The organism is Polaromonas vacuolata (assembly GCF_012584515.1).
Lineage (GTDB): Bacteria > Pseudomonadota > Gammaproteobacteria > Burkholderiales > Burkholderiaceae_C > Polaromonas > Polaromonas vacuolata.
On record NZ_CP051461.1, the window covers coordinates 2,645,194 to 2,664,552 of the forward strand.

The following is a 19,359-nucleotide window of genomic DNA, read 5'->3' on the forward strand; positions in this document are numbered from 1 at the left end:
CCCACTTAAATAACAGGGTTCAGCAGCGAAGATCTAATTTTTAAGGCGCAGTATTAAGAGCGGCTTCTTTCCAGCCACCACCCAGCGTTTTGTACAAAGTAACTTGTCCCTGCAACTGCGCCAGTCTTGCCAACACAGCGGCTTGGCGCGCTGTAAACAAGGAGCGCTGCGCGTCTAGAAGTTCTAATTGGTTGGACACACCATTTTGATAACGCAAATCAGCTAGGCGAAAACGAATCGTCTCCGCATCGGCCTGAGCCTGCTGGGCACGCGATTGCTCGCCCAGAGTTGCGCGTCCTGCCAGTGCATCGGCAACTTCTCGAAACGCCACTTGAATTGCTTTTTCATACTGCGCCACGGCTGTGTCGCGCTGCACTCTAGCACCATCCAGACCGGCTTGATTGCGGCCCGCATCGAAAATTGGTAAGACCAATTGTGGCGCCAACGTCCAGCCATAAGAGCCGCTTTGGAACAAGTTGCCTAGGTGCGAACTCGCACTGCCAGCGCTGGTCGTGAGCGAGATACGTGGGAAAAATGCCGCCCGCGCAGCGCCAATATTGGCGTTAGACGCCAGCAGCAACTGCTCAGCTTGGCGCACATCAGGTCGGCGTGCCAGCAAGTCCGATGGCAGGCCAGACGGCACGTCTTGCAGCAGCGGCATAGTCGCTAAACCTGAGCCTGTTGCCAGGCGCGGCATTAGCTCTGGCGTCAATGATTGGCCCAATAACAAAGTCAGCGTATTTTGATCGACGGCGCGTTGGCGCAACTGTTGAGCCAGCGACACGCGTGTCACTTCAGTCAAAGACTCGGCCAAACGCAAATCGAGCTCAGAGCTCACACCATTGTCAAAACGCAGCTGACTCAGCTTTAAAGAGTCTTGCCGAGTGGCCAGTGTTTGCTGGGTGATAGCTAGCAATTCTTCATCCGCCAGCAAGGCCAGATATGTATTGGCAACGCTGGCGATCAAGCTGATTTGAATCGTCTTGCGGCCTTCTTGGGTCGCCAAAAACTGAGCCAGCGCAGCTTCTTTTAAGCTTGCAACGCGACCAAAAAAGTCTAGCTCGTAAGCCGTGACAGCCAAGCCCGCTGTGTAGCTGCTGCTAATGCTGCCATTGCCGTTGATATTCGGCTGGCGCAGGCCACTGACTGAGGCATTCACACTAGGCAGCTGGTCTGCGCTACGAATTTGAAACTGCGCTCTTGCGCTCTCGATATTGAGCACGGCCACGCGCAAGTCGCGGTTGTTATTCAAGGCCGTAGTGATCAATTGCTTGAGCTTGGGATCGCTGAAAAAATCCTGCCACTCCAAATCTGCGGCGGGCACTGCCGAAAGCTCGCCGGTTGCCGAGGTGTTAGCCGGCAGCACTGGCCAGTCCACTGCCACTGGGGCTGCAGGCCGGTTGTAGACCGGAATCATGGAGCAGCCGGCCAAGGCCAACGCAGCGCAAAGTGCGGTGACTGCCGAAAGCGCGCTGCGCGGAGTTGCTGACTTAGTCATGCTTTTTTTCCTCAATTTTTGGCGCTGTTTCAGCATCATTTTTAGCAGTCGCTTGCGGCTTCTTTTTGCCTTTGAAAAGGCTGCGAATCACGACAAAGAAAATAGGCACGAAGAACACCGCTAACGCAGTCCCGGTGAGCATGCCGCCAACCACTGCAGTGCCGATGGCGCGCTGGCTAGCCGAGCTTGCGCCCGAGGCCAAAACCAGTGGCATCACGCCCAGCATAAACGCCAGCGAGGTCATCAAAATTGGCCTAAAGCGCATGCGTGCAGCGGTCAAAGCAGACTCGACCACGCCCTTGCCTTGGGCTTGTAACTCCTTAGCAAACTCGATAATCAAAATCGCGTTTTTCGCCGACAAACCGATGATGGTGACCAAGCCCACCTGAAAGTAAACGTCGTTGGAATAGCCACGCATCAAGGTGCCCAGAAGTACACCTAAAACGCCAAGTGGCACAACCATGATCACGGACAAGGGGATAGTCCAGCTTTCATACAGCGCAGCTAGGCACAAGAACACCGCAAGAATGGCGAATACATAAAGAATCGTGGCTTGCGAGCCCGCCGCCTTTTCTTCACGCGACTGACCGGCCCACTCATAACCAAAGCCAGCAGGCAGTTGGGTAGCGAGTTTTTCCATCTCTAGAATTGCAGCGCCGGTACTAAAGCCCGGTGCCACACTGCCGCTAATTCGCATCGCGGGATAGCCGTTAAAGCGCACGGTTTGCTGCGGACCTTTTACCCAGCGCGTGCTGGCAAAAGCCGATAGCGGAACGGGCTGACCCTTGGCATTGGCGGCATTGAGTTTGAGTAAGTCATCAGACTGCATGCGGAAAGGCGCATCTGCCTGAACAATCACGCGTTGCAAACGGCCTTGATTCGGAAAGTCATTGATAAAGCTCGAACCCAGCGCAGTCGACAGTGTTGCATTGATGGCATCAAAACCCACGCCTAGCGCATTGGCCTTATTGCGGTCTATATCCAGCTGCAACTGAGGCGCGTCTTCCAAACCTTCTGGCCTGACTTGCGCCAGTATTGGGCTCTTAGCAGCGAGGCCTAGCAGCTGTCCACGCGCTGCCAACAAGGCATCGTGACCCAAACCGGCGCGGTCTTGCAGCCTAAAGGTAAAGCCAATGGCATTGCCTAACTCAGGGATGGGAGGCGGGCTAAGCGGGAGAATAAACGCATCCCGAATACCGGACAAAGCACCCATGGCTCGCCCAGCAATACCTTCGGCTGTTTGCCCTTCGCCACTGCGCTCAGACCAATCTTTGAGCGTGACAAAGGCCAACGCCGCGTTCTGACCTCGGCCAGAAAAACTAAAGCCCAGCACGCCCACCATGCTTTTAACTTCAGGTTGCTTAAGCATGTAGTCTTCGACCTGCTCCACCACAGCCGTGGTGCGCTCTTGCGTCGCACCCGGCGGCAACTGAATATTTACCAGCAAAGTACCTTGGTCTTCTGCCGGCAAAAAGGAAGTTGGCAAACGCACATAGATCACGCCCACCACCGCAATAATCGCAGCCCAAATGACTAAGTAGCGACTTGCGCGTTTGAGCAAACGCGCAACTATGCTTTCATAGCCCTTGGCAGTGCTGTCGAACTTGCGGTTAAACCAGCCGAAGAAACCTTTTTTCTCCATGTGGTGACCGGCTTTTACTGGCTTGAGCAAGGTGGCGCACAGCGCGGGTGTGAGCGACAGCGCCATAAAGGCTGAAAAACCAATCGCAGCGACCATCACGGCGGAGAACTGGCGGTAAATATTGCCAATTGAGCCGGCGAAAAAGGCCAGCGGCACGAAGACTGAAATCAAAACCACGGTCACACCAATAATGGCGCCCGAGATCTGACCCATGGCTTTGCGCGTGGCGTCTAGTGGCGAGAGCCCCTCCTCGCTCATGATGCGTTCGACGTTTTCGACCACCACAATCGCATCATCGACGACGATACCAATCACCAGCACCATGCCAAACATGGTCAGCACATTGATCGAAAAACCCAGCGCTAACAAGGTCGCAAAAGTGCCCAATAACGCTATAGGTACGACCAGAGTTGGGATGATGGTGTAGCGAATGTTCTGCAAGAACAAATACATCACCAAGAACACCAAAATAACGGCTTCGATCAAAGTCGTCGTTACCTGAGTGATGGACAGACGCACGAAGTTTGAACTGTCGTAAGGAATGGCGTATTTCACACCAGATGGAAAGTAAGGTGTGAGCTCGTCCATCTTGTCGCGTACCGCTTTTGCGGTGGCTATTGCGTTGCCGCCTGGCGCTAACTGCACGCCAACAGCGGTCGCGGGCTGACCGTTGAGTCTTGCAGAAGTGGTGTAGTTTTGCGCACCCAGTTCGATGCGGGCAACGTCTTTTAACCGTACGGTTGAGCCATCAGTATTAGCGCGCAGCACAATCTGACCGAATTGCTCGACATTTGACAGCTGACCATTGACCACTACCGTGGCGGCAATGCCCTGACCGGGCACTATGGGTAAATCACCAATAGTGCCGGAAGCGACCTGCGCATTTTGTTGCCTTATCGCAGTATTGACGTCGCTTGATGACAAGCCAAAACCGTTTAACTTAGCCGGGTCTATCCAAATACGCATAGCGCGTTCAGTACCAAACAACTGAGCTTGGCCAACGCCTGCGACACGTTGAATTTCGGGCAACACATTGCGCGAAGCGTAGTCACCTAATCCGATTGGATCTAGCGCAGGGTCATCAGAAGACAGCAGCACGAACATCAAGTAGTTTGAGTTGGCCTTGTCAACCAAAACGCCTTGCTGCGAGACTACCGACGGCAGGCGCGGCGTTGCCCGCGAGAGCCGGTTTTGTACGTCGACCTGAGCCAGATCGGGGTTGGTACCCGGCTCAAAACTCAAGGTGATGTTGCCAGTGCCGTTAGCTTGAGCGACTGACTCCATATAAATCAGACCGGGCGAGCCATTCATCTCGCGCTCGATCACGCTGATCACACTTTCTTCGAGTACTTTAGCGGAAGCACCCGGGTAACTCGCCGTCACCACAATCGATGGCGGCGCGACTCTCGGATACTGTGAAATCGGCAGCTGGGTGACAGCAAGACTGCCCAACACGATGATGAAGATTGCAAGTACCCATGCAAAGATGGGTCTGTCAATAAAAAACTTTGCCATGCGTCTAGCTCCTTACTTCGCGCTTGCGGCGGCAGATGCGGCGGCGGGTGCGGCGGCGGGTGCGGCAGATGCGGCGCCAACCGGTGCTGCGGCGGCAGGCGCTAAAGCCTTCTCACCAGTCGCAGATAAAGGTTTGAATGGCACGGCCTTGACAGTCGCGCCGGGGCGGAGTTTTTGAAACCCGTCAACCATGACTTGTTCGCCATTTTTCAAACCGTCCAGCACTACCCAACGACCATTTTGGGAGTCGCCAAGCTTGATGTTACGTGGAGAAACCTTGCCACTCGCATCCACAATCATGACCGTATCACCGGCTCCAGAGCGCATCACCGCCTGCTGCGGCAGGGTCACTGCATTGATTGCTTGCGCTTGCTCTAGGCGTACCCGCACATACAGTCCTGGCAACAATATGCCCTTTGGATTGGGTACCTCGGCACGCAAGGTGATCTGGCCGCTGGTCTGGTCAACACTTAAATCAGAAAACAGTAAGCGACCGGGCAATGGATAAACGCTGCCGTCTTCAAGCACTACGCGAATACTGGCCGCTTCCGTGCCACTGGCTTGTTTGAGTTGGCCACTGGCCAGCGATTTGCGCAGTTGCATCACATCGGCAGCCGATTGCGTGAAGTTCACATACATGGGGTTGGTCTGCTGAATCACCGCCAACTGGGTCGCTTCACCTTGACCGACGAGAGCACCTTCGGTCACCAAGGTGCGGCCGATACGACCCGATATCGGGGCAGTCACATTGGTATAAGCCAGATTGATGCTGGCAGTCTGCACGTTAGCCTTGGCGACGGCGACGTCTGCTTGGGCGACTTTTTGCGCCGCAACCGCAGTCGCATATTCCTGCTTACTCACTGCATTGGCTTGGACCAGAGGCTTATAGCGTTCGGCTAGGCTGCTAGCTTGAGCTTCATTGGCCTCGGCACGTGTTTGACCGGCTTTAGCGCTGGCGAGCAGCGCAGCGAAAGGAGCGGAATCTATGCTGAAAAGGGCTTGACCAGACGTCACATCGCTACCTTCGCGAAACAAGCGTTTTTGCAAAATACCCGCGGCTCTGGCCCTGACTTGAGCAATCCGTGAGGCCTCAAGACGGCCTGGCAATTCGGTGGTCAAGCGTACATCGCCCTGGGCAACCGTGATCACACCCACTTCAGCCGGAGGTGGTGCTGCAGGCGCACTGCCGCCAGACTTGCCGCAGGCCGCAAGCAATACAGTAGAAAGCGCCAATGCCAGCAGATGCGGCTGAAAAACTGACTTGGGGAGAATCGATAATAGCGAGGTCATACGTTGTGCGGGCATACGTCTTCCTTAAAAATAAGCGCTGCTAAAAATAGGTGGGGGAAAATAGAACCGATCAGATCAACATAGCGTGAAGCGAGTCTGATGGATTTAAATCAACGCTGGATTTTACATACATTGATGAATGTAAAATCATTGTCGCTAGTAATTACCCTAGGAAAGAACCGCTTTGGCACGTAGGACAAAAGAAGAAGCCCTTGAAACCAGATTCAGCCTGCTCGATGCGGCTGAATTATTATTCCAGCGCCAAGGTGTTTCACGCACATCACTCAAAGACATCGCCAGCGAGGCTGGCACTAGCCGGGGCGCAATTTACTGGCACTTTAAAGATAAGGCCGATCTTTTTAACGCCATGATGGAACGCGTCACCTTGCCGCTAGAGCAGGTGTTTGAAAACTTAGACCAAAACGCTCAAGAAGATACTTTGACGCATCTCAGGCAGGTGATGGAAGGAACTTTGCTTCTTATCACCAACGATAAGCGTACTCGGCGTGTGCTGGAGGTGGCCACCCACAAGGTCGAATATGTAGACGAGTTGCAATCCGTTCGCCTACGGCATCTGGCCGTGCGCAATATTTTCTTGGGTGAAATGGAAAAGGGTTTAAAGCAGGCAGCAGCAGAGCAATCTCTAATCATGCCTTTGACAAACGCTGAGGCCGCTCAAGGCCTGCACGCTTTGACAGATGGATTAATACAAAATTGGCTGCTGGACCCACAGGTTTTCGAGCTAGCCGAAAAGGGCACTCGGTTGATTGACGTTTATTTAGCAGGCTTAGGTTTTAGCCTCAAACCACTTAGCCGCCCAGCTTGAAAAGCTGACAAACTTTATTAATGCAAATGCCTAGGTTTGCGTCCGCCGCCGTGTCCTGATCCACCCTGCGAGCCGCCTAAGCCTCTGGGTGGTTTACCCAATTGCATGGAGCTGACCAATGCATCAAAACGCTCGGTAAACAGTTTGTCGACTGCTGCAACCACATCGCCCAACTCCGAGGCGTCGAAGTGCCGTTCCATTAAACCAATCATGTCTTGCACCAGTAAATCGCGCTGTACCTGCATGATGGCCGCTGGCGTAGGGCCGACGAAGTACATGGCGAAGTCGTCCCGCGCTTCTTGGTTGTGGTCGTCTTCCTCATCGTCATCATCAAAGTCGGAATCGTAAAACGTCACTTCGATGGGCGCGCCGTCTTGAGCCAGCTCGTTGAGCGCCATGCACATTTCATCAAGCGCCTGACGAAAATCTTCATCGCCGGGCACAGTCCAGCAAATCATCAAAACGTGTTGAGCTGCGTCAAAACGGATGCCGGGCTCTTCTTCGTAACTGCTTTCTGCCGCCGCTGCAAGCGACTTGGAGCCGTTGTATTTCCACAGTGGCTTAAGAGCCTCCTGCAGCTGTTCAAACGTGACTTCCTCGCGCAGCGGGACTTCGCCATGCACATGGATTTCGAAGGGGGTGTTGTAACTAGCCATCAAACGATCTTAACCCCAGAGTGGGTACCTAAACACCAAATAAAAGTCCTTTTGCATGCCCTGCACTTGATGCGAAGTCGATAGTAAAGCGCTAGGCCTGTCGTGCCTGAAGATTCGGTGTCTAAGTCACTTTGACAATGAACTTTTATCACTGTGTTTTGATTTTTCTAATTTATTTTTTTGTATTCGTACTGCTACGCCTGAACACCTAGTAGCCAGTATGTTTACTGCCGAAAAATAATAAAAATTATGTGTTTGGCAACTTTTTTTTAGCCTCAGCGCACAGTGGAAAAACCGTCAAAGTCAGCATTTGCACTCAATTGAGAATGATTCGTATTTGCGTATAGAATAAATACTCGATGAAACGGATCGCCAATCTAAGACCGCTCTTACTGAACTCATTCTCCGAATTAACCAGCCCATTCATGAATTTTTGCAAAAAAAATGGATAAGTCTTAAATAGTGACTGACTTGAGCACATTGACTGTGCTGCATTAGGGCTAGTCATCTTTACGGGCTTATTCACACCAAATAGAGCGACGCTGACCAGCAGGAGATTCAACAGCCTGATCAACACACCTTAAACGGATAAGACCAAAGTTCATCTTTATTTTCACAACGCCAAATGGCAGGAGTCAACACCATGTGCGAGCACGATGCAGAAAATTTCAACGTCATAAATATCCACAATGACAGTTGTGAGGTAACAGTAAGCAGCACGCAATCGACCGGTTCCCGACGACGACGACTTTGGGACTTGCCGCATCAATGCCATTGTTCTGTCGTAGGTGTTTGTTTGCCGTTGGACGCGTTAAAGCGACTCATAAACAAGGCTTTATATCAGCACAAAGTTTTGGCAGACGACTATGAGTTGCATCTTGGTGCAGTGGCTGAATGCACGCAACGCAACCGCTTGTCTGAGCTAATGCAGACCGAGTTAGATTCACGCTACATCCCTGAAATTCAATTATTCAAAGCAGCCAAGACTACCAATGCAGTGGCGCAATTGTGGGCGTCTACAGCAAATACAAGCAATGTGGCGGGTGCATTTTGGGCGGCGTTAACCCACCCACGTTGTGATGATGTTTTGCAAGAAGTCTTATGCCGCGACATGCACATGCTGCAGCACCAAGTGGGCGCTAGCGCGCGGATTGAAATCGAAAAATTTAATGCACTTCTAAACGAAAACGCGATCCTGGCCAGAGAACTCGCAAAAGTTCAAGCGCGTAGTACGCGGCTGTTAGCAGAAAAATCCAGAGAGGCCGAACGCCTGCAGCTTGAGCTCATGCAAATGCGCGCTGAACTGGCGGGTAAAGACTGCCGCATCGTTTTTTTATCTGAAAATTTAATCAAGCTCAAATCGGCCACACCCGACTTTGATGCGGGCGAGCGCTTGCAAAAAATAGTAGCACAAAAAAAGGTCCGTCAATCAGAGCTGGAAAAACAAAATCTTGAATTACGCCAAAAACTACGCACTACAACCAAGTCTTTGGAGACCTTTCAACAAGTTGTAGCCCATGCAGCAAGAACCCAGCTGGCACAACAAACAGAGATACACGCAGCACCCATCACACTGCATTTAAATCACAAAACTGTGTTGTGTGTGGGCGGGCGTAGCGGCAGCATTGCCAACTATAGAGATGTGATTGAGAAGGTTGGCGGGCGCTTCGCCCATCATGACGGTGGTATTGAAGATCGATCGAATATTTTGGATGCCAGCTTAGCCGCAGCAGACTTGGTTATTTGCCAAACTGGCTGCATTAGCCACAACGCTTATTGGAAAGTAAAAGACTTTTGCAAACGCACCGGAAAACGCTGCGTATTTGTTGAAAACCCAAGTGTTTCGTCACTGACCAGAGGCTTAGAACAAATCACCACAAACGATCTGAACACAAATTCCCTCAAACATGAGGTGTTAGTCAGCAGCAACGAAAAAATACAGTCCGTCATTGTTTCTAACTCTTAAACACCAGCAGTCGTTTGTGACAAAAGGTGGACAAAAAAAATCCGCCTAGCTGAACGCTAAGCGGATTTAATAAATTTAAAATACTGATTGTCAGGTGGGCGAAACCGGAACCGCATTTCATCTTGTAACCCTTATAAAGCCTAGGTTTTTTGTTTTCCACTTCATAAAGTACCAACATAAGTACCAACAAAAATAAATCTGTCTCTATAAATGGACAGTTTGACGTAACCAGCGCCAAAGACAGGAAAACAGACCAGGCCTAGTTTTTCGCCATCACCGCAAATAGCGCAGGTCTTCAAACGACTTGATCGCCAAAGTATTGGTTAACAGCCAGAGGGATAAACACCACGCGTTTGTGAGCGTGAATTTATCTAATTAGCTTGGCAAGTTCTTGGCAAGTTTTGGCCAGTACTTCAACGCCAGCTTGAGAAATTCCGACGATAGGCGCGGGCTTGAAATTGAAGTCCTGACCTGTAAAACGCTTGCAGTCAGGTGCGCTGCTCACTTCGCGCGCGTATGGACTCGGAAAATTCATGGTGAGCGTGCGTGGCGTGTTATCCATCTACACACAGTTATGCAGGCGGTTTGCTGGTTGCTGGCTTGTGATCGGCTAGTCATGTACTGAGCCAAGAAACCGGCGCAGTCAATCCCCTTGCAGGCCGTTCGAGACGTGGCATTTGCACCCCGCCATGACCGCGCCTAAAAACTCACTCGCAGTGGCGTGCGCGAGTTGGCATGAAGATAGCCCTAATTCTGGGGACATCTATTTGTTAGCAGGTGCGTGCGCAACGTTGCATAAATAGATGAAGCGCAAAGCCGCCGTATCTTTCCTCGCAGGCGCGTGCGTAATGTGGCATGGGTCGCGTTTCAAACGCGAGCAAGACGAGTACCTCGCAGTCGCGTGCGCAACATGAAATACTGAACTGAAAAATCAGCGTAGTTAATGCCAACTCGCAAGAGTGTGCTTAGGTCTGCACGTCAACGCAACTTTACGTACACCCTTCAGGTCGCTTAGCGGCTTTTGGTTACTGGTGATTTCTCATCCTTTGCAGCCTTGGTATGGCCTAGCCCATTCCCACCAAAATAGACCAAGGAAAAATTTCCTGCGCCTCCCAAGACCTGCATCACCATCTTCAAAAAGTCAGAGTGCATCAATTCGGCTTTTTTGATTTCATTTTGATTAATCTGAGCGGGTGATTTTTTGTCCACGTGGGATAACAGTCGGTTTCCAGCTCTGGTGCGCGCCAGACTTTCGCGCCCCCCCTGCGCTCCTAAAAAAATAGATCATTTCGCGGTTGCGCCAATAAAGGCTTACGACCGGTTCGTCTTAAACGTGTTGGATAGTTTCAGCCGCCCCCCCCCCCCCCGATTGCATTTCTACCAATACGACCCCCGGTTTGTTTTTCGCGGTTGCAAGCAAAGTGGGCAATGATCGGTTTTACACTTATATGCGCTAAGACTTTTGCGCCCCCCCCACTCTTTTATAGCAAGCGCCATTTATTTACCGTCTATGACCGCCTGTTGCCGCCTGTTGCCGCCTGTTGCCACCGACATTCGATTTCAAGTACCAATTAGTGGCTAGCTCATGCTTTACGCGGACCAATTTTCTCCTAACGCTTGCGCTTGCTGTAGTACCAGTTCCACTGCCGCATCCTGCAGGTCTGGCGGATATTTGTATTTGCGCAGTATGCGTTTGACCATTAAGCGTAATTTTGCGCGCACGCTATCGCGTTCTGACCAATCTACGCTTAGGTTTTGACGCAGGTTTTCGGTTAGTTCATGAGCGATTTTTTTTAGCGTTTCATCGGTCAGTTCACGCACTGCTGATTCGTTGGTTGCTAGGGCATCGTAGAAAAGAACTTCGTCTTCGCTCAGACCCAAAGTTTCTCCACGCGTAGCGGCTTCGCGGAATTTTTTTGCCATCTCTATTAACTCTTCCATCACCTGTGCGGTTTCTATGGATCGGTTCTGGTAACGGGCAATCACGCTGGCCAGCATTTCTGAGAACTTGCGGTTTTGTACCACATTGCTGGCAAATTTGCTTTTGATCTCACCTTCTAAAAGTCGCTCTAATAATTCCACCGCCAGATTCTTTTCTGGCAGGTTACTCACCTGGGCTAAAAACTCATCATCTAACAGGCCGATATTGGGTTTGTCTAAGCCTACTGCATCAAAGATATCCACCACGCTATCCGACACCACGGCTTGACTGATGATTTGTCGAATGGCTAGTTCACGTTGTTCGTCAGTACGTCTGCCGGCAGTAGCTTCTCGCTTGGTCAGCAGCACTTTGACCCCTTGCAGAAAAGCCACTTCCTCGCGCACCGCCTTGGCTTCGTCGAGCGTGCAGCACAGCGTAAAAGCTTTACTCATGGCTAGCGCTACATCTGCAAAGCGCCTTTTGCCTTCCTTAATCCCTAAAACGTGGTTGGCTGCGCCTGCGTGTGTTTTGTGGCCACCGCTCATAAAGTCGCTGTAATCAAACCCGTGCAGCATGGCGCGCAGCACGTCTATTTTCTCCATCAGCAAACTAAAGGCTTCATGTACGTCTACGGTTGGTCGGCCTTTGCCTTTGCTGTTTGTGTATTCCTTTACCGCCGCCTTAAGCTCACTACCAATGCCGATATAGTCCACCACCAAGCCACCTTGCTTGTCCTTGAAGACCCGGTTCACACGGGCAATAGCTTGCATCAGGTTGTGGCCCTTCATGGGTTTGTCCACGTAAAGGGTGTGCACGCAGGGGGCGTCAAAACCGGTGAGCCACATGTCTCGAACAATCACCAAACGCAGCGGATCTACTGGGTCTTTAAATCGTTTTTCTAAACGTTTTTTAACCTGCGCGTTGTAGACGTGAGGGCGCAGCAGTGCCTTGTCACTGGCCGAGCCTGTCATCACGATTTTGATGGCACCAAGTTCTGGGTCTGCGTCGTGCCAGTCCGGGCGCAACTTGACGATCTCGTTGTACAGATGCACACAGATGTCGCGGCTCATTGCCACCACCATTGCCTTGCCGGTTTGCGCGCTATTACGGGCTTCAAAATGGGCTACCAAATCAGCCGCGACGCTGGCTATTCGGGGCTCGGCGCCGACTACTTTTTCTAGCGCTGCCCAGCGGCTTTTGAGCTTGGCTTGGGCGCTGTCCTCTTCGTCTTCAGCGAGTTCGTCAACCTCATCGTCTAGCAAGGGCATATCTGCATCTTTTAACCGCAGCTTGGCTAGGCGCGATTCAAAATAAATAGGCACGGTCGCACCGTCTTTTTGTGCTTGCTGCATGTCGTAGACATGGATGTAGTCACCAAATACAGCCCGGGTATCACGGTCTTCGCTAGACACAGGCGTGCCCGTGAAAGCCACAAAAGTAGCGTTTGGTAAGGCGTCGCGCAAATGCTGGGCGTAGCCGACTTGATAGCTTTCTTGACCGGGCTTGCCTTTGAGTTTGGCTTCAAAGCCGTACTGTGTGCGGTGCGCCTCATCAGCGATAACGACTATGTTGCTGCGCTCAGACAGCACCGGGAAAAAGTCCTCGTCCTCGCCCGGCATAAACTTTTGAATCGTGGCAAAAACAATGCCGCCAGAGGGCCGATTGCCCAGCTTGCTGCGCAGGTCTTGCCGGGTAGTCGCTTGCACCGGCTGTTCGCGCAGCAGGTCTTGCGCCAAGCTGAACACGCCAAACAACTGACCGTCCAAATCATTGCGATCGGTGATGACGACTATGGTTGGGTTCTCCATCACCGGCTCTTGCATGACCCGGGCCGCAAAGCACGTCATAGTAATGCTTTTACCGCTGCCCTGGGTGTGCCAGACCACGCCGCCTTTGTGCGAACCGCCGGGGCTGGAGGCTTTGATGACTTGCACGATGGCCATGCGCACCGCATGAAACTGGTGATAGCCCGCAATCTTTTTGATGATGCCGCCGTCGTCCTCAAACAGCACAAAATAACGCAGATAGTCCAGCAGGTAGTGCGGCGCCAGTACACCGCGCACAAGCGTTTGCAGATCATCAAATTCACCCAGCGGGTCAAGGGCTACGCCATCAATCGTGCGCCACGCCATAAAGCGCTCAGGGTCAGCGCTCAAACTGCCCAGCAGTGCCTCGGTGCCGTCCGAGATGACTAGCAACTCGTTGGTCTGGAACACCTCAGGTATTTGCTCTTTGTAGGTCTGAATCTGATCGTAGGCTTTCCAGATATCGGCCTTTTCATCCGCCGGATTTTTTAGCTCAATCAAAACTAAAGGCAAACCGTTAACAAACAAGATGATGTCCGGTCGGCGTGTGTGGCGCGGGCCTTTGATGCTGAACTGGTTCACCGCCAGCCATTCGTTGTGCTCAGGCGTCGTCCAGTCGATTAGGCGTACAAAGTCGCCCCGTGTTTCAGCGTCTTTCTGGTACTGAACCGGCACACCGGTCACCAGCAGGCGGTGAAAGTATTGGTTTGCGGTCAGCAGAGCCGGAATACCCAAATCCATCACCTGCTTAAACGCCTCTTCGCGGGCGGCATCGGGAATGCTGGGGTTTAGGCGGTTGATGGCCTCGCGCAGCCGAAAAGGCAAGATCACCTGACGGTAGCTGTTGCGCTCAGGCGTGGGGCTGTCGTGAGCGATGTCAGGGCCGTAGCGATGGCTATAACCCACATCTTGCAGCCAAGCTAGGGCTTCTTGTTCGAGTTGGTCTTCGGTCATTCCAAGTCACTCATCAGAAGCCACTGCGGTTACCGCATCGGTCTGAGATTCGTCTACTTTTGGGCGCAAAAGATTCACATCATGAGCTTTCATGACCTCAAAGACGCCATCTTCATAAGGGTTGTCTAGTTTTCCATCGTGAAACAGTTGGTAGAGCAATACCCAGTAGCTGTCCAACTCGTAAAGGTCTTTGCTATCCAATGTGTCACAAAACCCTATGACTTTGTCTTGGTGTTGCCCCGTCCAATATAACGTGAGAAGAGTGAATGCGTCACGTGTTCCAACCACTTTGGTTGCAACTTCGTCTTCTATCTGCGCGTTGTGATATCCAAGGAAGTAAAGCGCCCAGCACATGCCATCCGAGCGTCCGACACGCGCATTCTCAAGAACAATAGCATTAAGTTTGTGAGTTTCTTCACCAAAGAAAAATGAAGTACCGGTAAATTGGATTGCATTGTCTTTCAAAAGCCCTTCAAGGAATGGCAACAGCACCGGCTGCTGAAATGCCAAAGTAAGCAAATAGTTGAGCACTTCACCATGAGCAAGCCCCGGTAGCGGCTTACCCAACAGTGCCTTGGCTGCAAACTTCAATACACTGCCGTCTGGGTTGGCCGAGTTGAGGCTTACTGCAAAGTCAAGAAACTGAAAGGCTTGATATGCAGACACAGTCTCCGTATTCGGTAAGCGATGATTCAACTCCACAACCCAAGCATCACTGAGCGGCTGAGGTAACCGAAGCACCATTGTCTTCTTAATGTTCAGTTGGAACTTGTATTTGGCGATTTCGGCTTCAAGCAAACGGACAAATTCCGCCGCACGTTCCTCTGTTTCGCAGTGGCACGTGTAGTCGTCTATGAATCGGGTGTAGCTAAACCCATTCTTGCGGAGTGCTTCGTCGATGCGCGCCAGAATAATCTCTGCCAAAACATTTGATGTTCCTGGGCCGATGGCAATACCCTGTGTTTCGTCCCGTCGGCATGCACGAAGATTTTTATCAATTTGGTTGTACCAGACATTCTTAGCCATCTTGTTTTTCTTGGCCTCCTCATGACCGACAAGCGCCCAAGGCACAGCATGAGAGTAGATACTCGGAAAGCAGTTTGCAATATCCGTGCTCACGCGGTACAGCTTCCCAAAAGCGTGCGACAAATGTCGATTCGACTTTTCAACTGTGTTGCTGTAACCGTTCATGATAATCAGTCGTCCATCCGAATATTGCTGTGGTTTGATTTGACTGTTTGGGTTGTCAACGATGTAGTCGAATTTTTCCCAATGCTCGTGCAGTGAAAGGCATAACTTTGCATACGGTAGGGGATGTGGCATTGCCAAAATTCGACAAACACTGTTGAACCGAGTTAGTTTGTATTCGACATGGTCGTAACCAGAATAGCCTGTGACTTTGCTCGTGCGAAACTCTAACGTCCCAAGTGCTCGCGCAACCGTTGGACTGAATGCCACTGTCGAAAAGATGGGTGGCATTTCCTCGTGAGCCTCCCTCTGCGTTGGAAGATAGTTATGCCCCAGCAAGGCTGTCAGCGCGAAATCTTTGTCGATGCTCACACTATGACCGCCGTATGCTCGGATACATCAGGATGCAAATGCAACTGACCCGAGATTAGGCGCGGGAGCAGGGTTTCGCGGAGGGTAACTAAAGATTGAGCTTGTAGGCTGTTTTGAATGAGTATTGCAACGATTGGTTCAAGCACTGAATTTGCCGCGTTAAGAACAGCGGCAGTGGAAATACATACCTTTGCAGCCGTTAAATGACCGCGTTGTATATGCCCCATAGTAGTTGCTTTGCTTGCTGCGGTTTGCCGAAAATCGGCCAAGTGGTGACGCGTCCAGAAAAAGTAGAACCATTTTGGGAACGCCTCAGACGTGACTTTAAATAAGTGCTGATTTAAAGCACCTTCACCTCCGCACCAGATCTCCACCTCAAGGCTACCAGACCAGGAAAACAGCACATCACCGTTTTTGACAACGTATTCAGGCTTAATGTTTCGAGATGCTTGGTCTGATCCAACTGAATTGCCTTTGCGAAGTTGTGCAATTTTGATAATGGGTAAGTCGCTATGGCCGGTAGGTGGGAACTTTTGGAGAGCAAGGCCGTTTAAGAAGGCTGCGATAGTGTCCAGTGATTGCACTCGCCATCCCTTTGGAACCGACCCCAACGCCGACTCCTCCAACCCATCTGGAAACAGCGCCGCCGTGGCCTCGTCCATACCTTGGGGCGCGCGGCCTTGCATCTTGGCACGCACGGGGTCGAAATCGACAAACCACGACTTGAATAGCGCTTGGGCGATGGCTTCTAGCGTGGCGTTGGTTTCGCGTAGGAGGGTGATGCGGTTTGTCAAAGCCTCTGAAATGCCAGAAATCCATTTGATCTCCGCGTCCGTTGGCAACGGTATGGGTAGCTTTCGTATGTCTTTGAGATTTAGAGTCTTCTGAACAGTAGTGTTCAACACTGCATCAATGAGGTGCCGACCAGCAGTGCTTTCCAAAACCGTCTTCAAGTAAGTACGAAGGCTGATGTCTTGTAGCCGGATAACGGCAATCGCCCGAGCTGGATTCCAGCCAACCATCTCAGGCGTAACCACGATGCATTCGCCAGGATTGCCGACAAGTGTAATGAGCAATTCATCGCCAACCAACTTTGTGCGCCGATGCTCTTCATCAGTAGCAGCCGAAATGCAATAAGTTGGGCGCAACGCAACGCCATCTTTTATGTCACCAACCTTGAGCAGCGGTGTCCCCCCTGGAGTGTCTGGACCGGGGTACATGACGCCAACAGCAATTCCCTTGGCATCTCGAAAGAAAGACTCAAGTGGCGCGATCGTCCAATCGGCGGGCAATTGGCCACCAGCATGTTCCCAGAGCTTTTGTAGCTCAGAACTCATACCCCAGCCCCCCCAGCTTCTGCCGAATCAACTGGTCCAGCTCGGCTCCCTTTGTCATCTGCTCACCCAGCTTCTCGGTGAGCTGCTGCATCTTGGTGGCAAAGTCTTCGTCGTTGTCCTCTACCTCTTCGGCACCCACATAGCGCCCCGGAGTAAGCACATGGCCGTGTTGGGCGATTTCGGCCAGTGGCACGCTGCGGCAAAAGCCTGCTATGTCTGCATAGTCACCGGCATCAGCTTCGCCGCGCCAAGCGGCGACTACTTCGGCAATGCGATCAATGACAGCGTCAGTCAATTCGCTCTGCACCCGGCTAATCATGCTGGCTTGCTTGCGGGCGTCTATGAACAGTACTTGGCCTTTTCGTTCTGCCGGCTTTTGTCTGCACAAAAACCATAGACAGGCGGGAATTTGGGTGTTGAAAAATAACTGGCCAGGCAGAGCGACCATGACTTCTATGACGTCAGCTTCGACCATAGAGGCACGGATTTGCCCTTCGCTGTTTTGGCTACTCGACATAGAACCGTTGGCCAGCACAATGCCGGCGCGGCCCGTGGGTTTGAGGTGGTGCAGCATGTGTTGCAACCACGCATAGTTGGCATTGCCCTGCGGCGGGTCGCCATGCACCCAGCGTGGGTCGCCGGTCAGACTCCCGTGCCACCAGTCGCTGATATTGAAGGGCGGGTTGGCCAGAATAAAGTCAGCCCGCAGATCCGGGTGCTGGTTGCGGGTAAAGGTGTCGCCCGGTTCGCGGCCTAGGTTGAAGTCAATGCCGCGAATGGCTAGGTTCATGGCGGCTAGGCGCCAAGTCGTGGGGTTGGCTTCTTGCCCGTAAATCGACACATTGCCGAGCTTTCCGCCGTGGGCTTCGATAAAGCGTTCTGACTGGACAAACATGCCGCCCGAGCCGCAGCAGGGGTCGTAGACCTTGCCGGTGTGCGGCGCCAAAATGGCGACCAAGGTTTTGACTATGCTGGCTGGGGTGTAGAACTGCCCGCCGCGCTTGCCTTCGGCACTGGCAAACATACCCAGAAAATACTCATACACCTGCCCCAAAATATCGCGGGCGGTGCTGGGGTTGTCGCCAAACCCTATGGTCGATACCAAGTCAACCAATTCACCCAGCTTGCCGTCAGGCAGTTGGGCGCGGGCGTAACGCTTGTCCAAAATGCCTTTGAGCTTGGGGTTTTCTTGTTCAATAAGCGTCAGGGCTTCGTCAATGCGTTTGCCAATGTCTGGCTGCTTGGCGGCGGCACGCAGAGCTTCCCATCGGGCGGATTCGGGTACCCAAAAGGCGTTGACTTCTTTGTAGTAGTCACGGTCTTCTAGCTCGGCGTCTATGTCGCCGGGTTGGGCATCGTGAAAGAAGTAGTCATCCGCTGGGTTGGTGAGACGGCTTGTTAACTCAGCCCGGCGGGCAGCAAAGGTGTCGGAAATGTATTTGACGAAAATCAAGCCGAGCACTAAATGCTTGTATTCGGCGGCGTCCATATTGGTACGAAGCTTGTCCGCAGTCGCCCAGAGTGTTTTTTTAATGTCGTCCAGCATGCTTTGGCGTCATCCCTAATCATTGGTTTGTGTTTGCTAGAGATTATTAACCATTGAGTTGTATCTCATGTGGTGGCTGTACATACAAATAAAACAAACTACTCGTTCTTAAAGTGGTCCTATCCAAATGAATGAACAGCAGAGTCCTCTAAAGATTGGCGATACAGATTTTCAAAGTTAAATGGACTTAGCTATTGCCGCCGACCACAAACTGAGCCACTTATGGAGGCTGTGCCGCTTCATAACTGAGCCAAGTGTTTGACTAGTTTTGCCTGATTTTTAGGCAGGAGCAAACAAGGTGATCACCATGAAAATGTTGGACAAGATACGGCGCATGCATGTGCGCGACAAGATGTCGGTGCTCTCTTTAGCAAAGCGCACGGGGCCTTAACACAATAAATTTACTTTAATGCTTTTGAGAACTTTGACGTCATGCCTGCCAGCGAATGGCTGACCTGGGCGTCATGTTTCGCACGCGGGCTCGCGAAGGTTGCCCTGTTCATCCCTTTAGGCTTGCCGCCATTGCCATTAAGAATCCCCAGCGCTTGCGGATAGAGTCCGCCCGACTGCCTATCGGCCCGGTCGTGCGACTGCTCGCGTCGCGTGTTGTACGCCAGCTTGCGGCAATGCCTGCACGCATACACACCGCCGCCATACAGAACCGCCATTCGCCGCCTATAGCCCCGCGTCGGGCATAGCCACCAGACACGCTGACCGCCTAAGTTGCAAGGTGTGAGCAAGCCCCACAGAGTAGCTCACGTCTTCCCACTCGCCGCCGTGTTGCCGCTGTCGATAGTTAAGGGTCACGTTGCCAACGCCTGCGTGCATATTGATGTTGCCTAA

14 protein-coding genes are annotated in these 19,359 nt (G+C 52.1%); 2 read left to right on the forward strand and 12 right to left on the reverse strand.

The features are described 5' to 3' along the window. Window positions 1-40 precede the first annotated feature (40 nt). Genes HC248_RS12035 through HC248_RS12045 form a run of 3 tightly spaced genes read right to left on the reverse strand, consistent with a single transcriptional unit; the run spans window position 41 to window position 5,960 of the window. Window positions 41-1,498, reverse strand: coding sequence for an efflux transporter outer membrane subunit (locus HC248_RS12035; RefSeq protein ID WP_168922688.1), 1,458 nt, complete (start codon window positions 1,496-1,498; stop codon window positions 41-43). After that, window positions 1,491-4,655 carry an efflux RND transporter permease subunit gene (locus HC248_RS12040; protein WP_168922689.1) on the reverse strand — a complete coding sequence of 1,055 codons (3,165 nt, stop codon included), beginning with the start codon at window positions 4,653-4,655 and terminating at the stop codon, window positions 1,491-1,493. The genes HC248_RS12035 and HC248_RS12040 overlap by 8 nt, the downstream gene beginning before the upstream one ends. A gap of 12 nt (window positions 4,656-4,667) precedes the next feature. Beyond that, window positions 4,668-5,960 (reverse strand): efflux RND transporter periplasmic adaptor subunit, encoded by a 1,293-nt coding sequence (locus HC248_RS12045; protein WP_420371985.1) that lies wholly within the window; start codon window positions 5,958-5,960, stop codon window positions 4,668-4,670. A gap of 169 nt (window positions 5,961-6,129) precedes the next feature. Here HC248_RS12045 and HC248_RS12050 point away from each other — a divergent pair, with 169 nt between their 5' ends. After that, on the forward strand, window positions 6,130-6,771 hold the full coding sequence (locus HC248_RS12050) for a TetR family transcriptional regulator (protein WP_168922690.1): 642 nt from the start codon (window positions 6,130-6,132) through the stop codon (window positions 6,769-6,771). A 17-nt stretch (window positions 6,772-6,788) separates the two neighbouring features. Here the strand turns inward: HC248_RS12050 and HC248_RS12055 are convergent, their stop codons facing one another. After that, window positions 6,789-7,427 carry a DUF6806 family protein gene (locus HC248_RS12055; RefSeq protein WP_168922691.1) on the reverse strand — a complete coding sequence of 213 codons (639 nt, stop codon included), beginning with the start codon at window positions 7,425-7,427 and terminating at the stop codon, window positions 6,789-6,791. 853 nt (window positions 7,428-8,280) lie between these two features. On the opposite strand from HC248_RS12055, the gene HC248_RS12060 reads away from it, so the two are divergent. Further along, window positions 8,281-9,393 (forward strand): DUF2325 domain-containing protein, encoded by a 1,113-nt coding sequence (locus HC248_RS12060; protein ID WP_238342616.1) that lies wholly within the window; start codon window positions 8,281-8,283, stop codon window positions 9,391-9,393. Between the two features lie 367 nt (window positions 9,394-9,760). Here HC248_RS12060 and HC248_RS12065 read toward each other — a convergent pair whose 3' ends face one another. The 8 genes from HC248_RS12065 to HC248_RS12100 form a co-directional block, all read right to left on the reverse strand. Further along, entirely contained in the window at window positions 9,761-9,955 is a 195-nt protein-coding gene (locus tag HC248_RS12065) for a hypothetical protein (protein ID WP_168922692.1), read from the reverse strand. 449 nt (window positions 9,956-10,404) lie between these two features. After that, window positions 10,405-10,602 (reverse strand): hypothetical protein, encoded by a 198-nt coding sequence (locus HC248_RS12070; RefSeq protein ID WP_168922693.1) that lies wholly within the window; start codon window positions 10,600-10,602, stop codon window positions 10,405-10,407. 381 nt (window positions 10,603-10,983) lie between these two features. Beyond that, window positions 10,984-14,073: a type I restriction endonuclease subunit R gene (locus HC248_RS12075; RefSeq protein ID WP_168922694.1), complete on the reverse strand. Its 3,090-nt coding sequence runs from the start codon at window positions 14,071-14,073 to the stop codon at window positions 10,984-10,986. A gap of 6 nt (window positions 14,074-14,079) precedes the next feature. Beyond that, entirely contained in the window at window positions 14,080-15,633 is a 1,554-nt protein-coding gene (gene drt4 / locus HC248_RS12080; protein WP_168922695.1) for an antiviral reverse transcriptase Drt4, read from the reverse strand. Beyond that, on the reverse strand, window positions 15,630-16,970 hold the full coding sequence (locus tag HC248_RS17720) for a restriction endonuclease subunit S domain-containing protein (protein ID WP_238342617.1): 1,341 nt from the start codon (window positions 16,968-16,970) through the stop codon (window positions 15,630-15,632). Before HC248_RS17720 ends, drt4 begins: the two co-directional genes overlap by 4 nt. Further along, window positions 16,960-18,516, reverse strand: coding sequence for a class I SAM-dependent DNA methyltransferase (locus tag HC248_RS12090; RefSeq protein WP_168922696.1), 1,557 nt, complete (start codon window positions 18,514-18,516; stop codon window positions 16,960-16,962). Before HC248_RS12090 ends, HC248_RS17720 begins: the two co-directional genes overlap by 11 nt. 401 nt (window positions 18,517-18,917) lie before the next feature. Further along, window positions 18,918-19,184 carry a hypothetical protein gene (locus tag HC248_RS12095; protein ID WP_168922697.1) on the reverse strand — a complete coding sequence of 89 codons (267 nt, stop codon included), beginning with the start codon at window positions 19,182-19,184 and terminating at the stop codon, window positions 18,918-18,920. A gap of 7 nt (window positions 19,185-19,191) precedes the next feature. Beyond that, on the reverse strand, window positions 19,192-19,344 hold the full coding sequence (locus HC248_RS12100; protein WP_168922698.1) for a hypothetical protein: 153 nt from the start codon (window positions 19,342-19,344) through the stop codon (window positions 19,192-19,194). Between the last annotated feature and the right edge of the window lie 15 nt (window positions 19,345-19,359).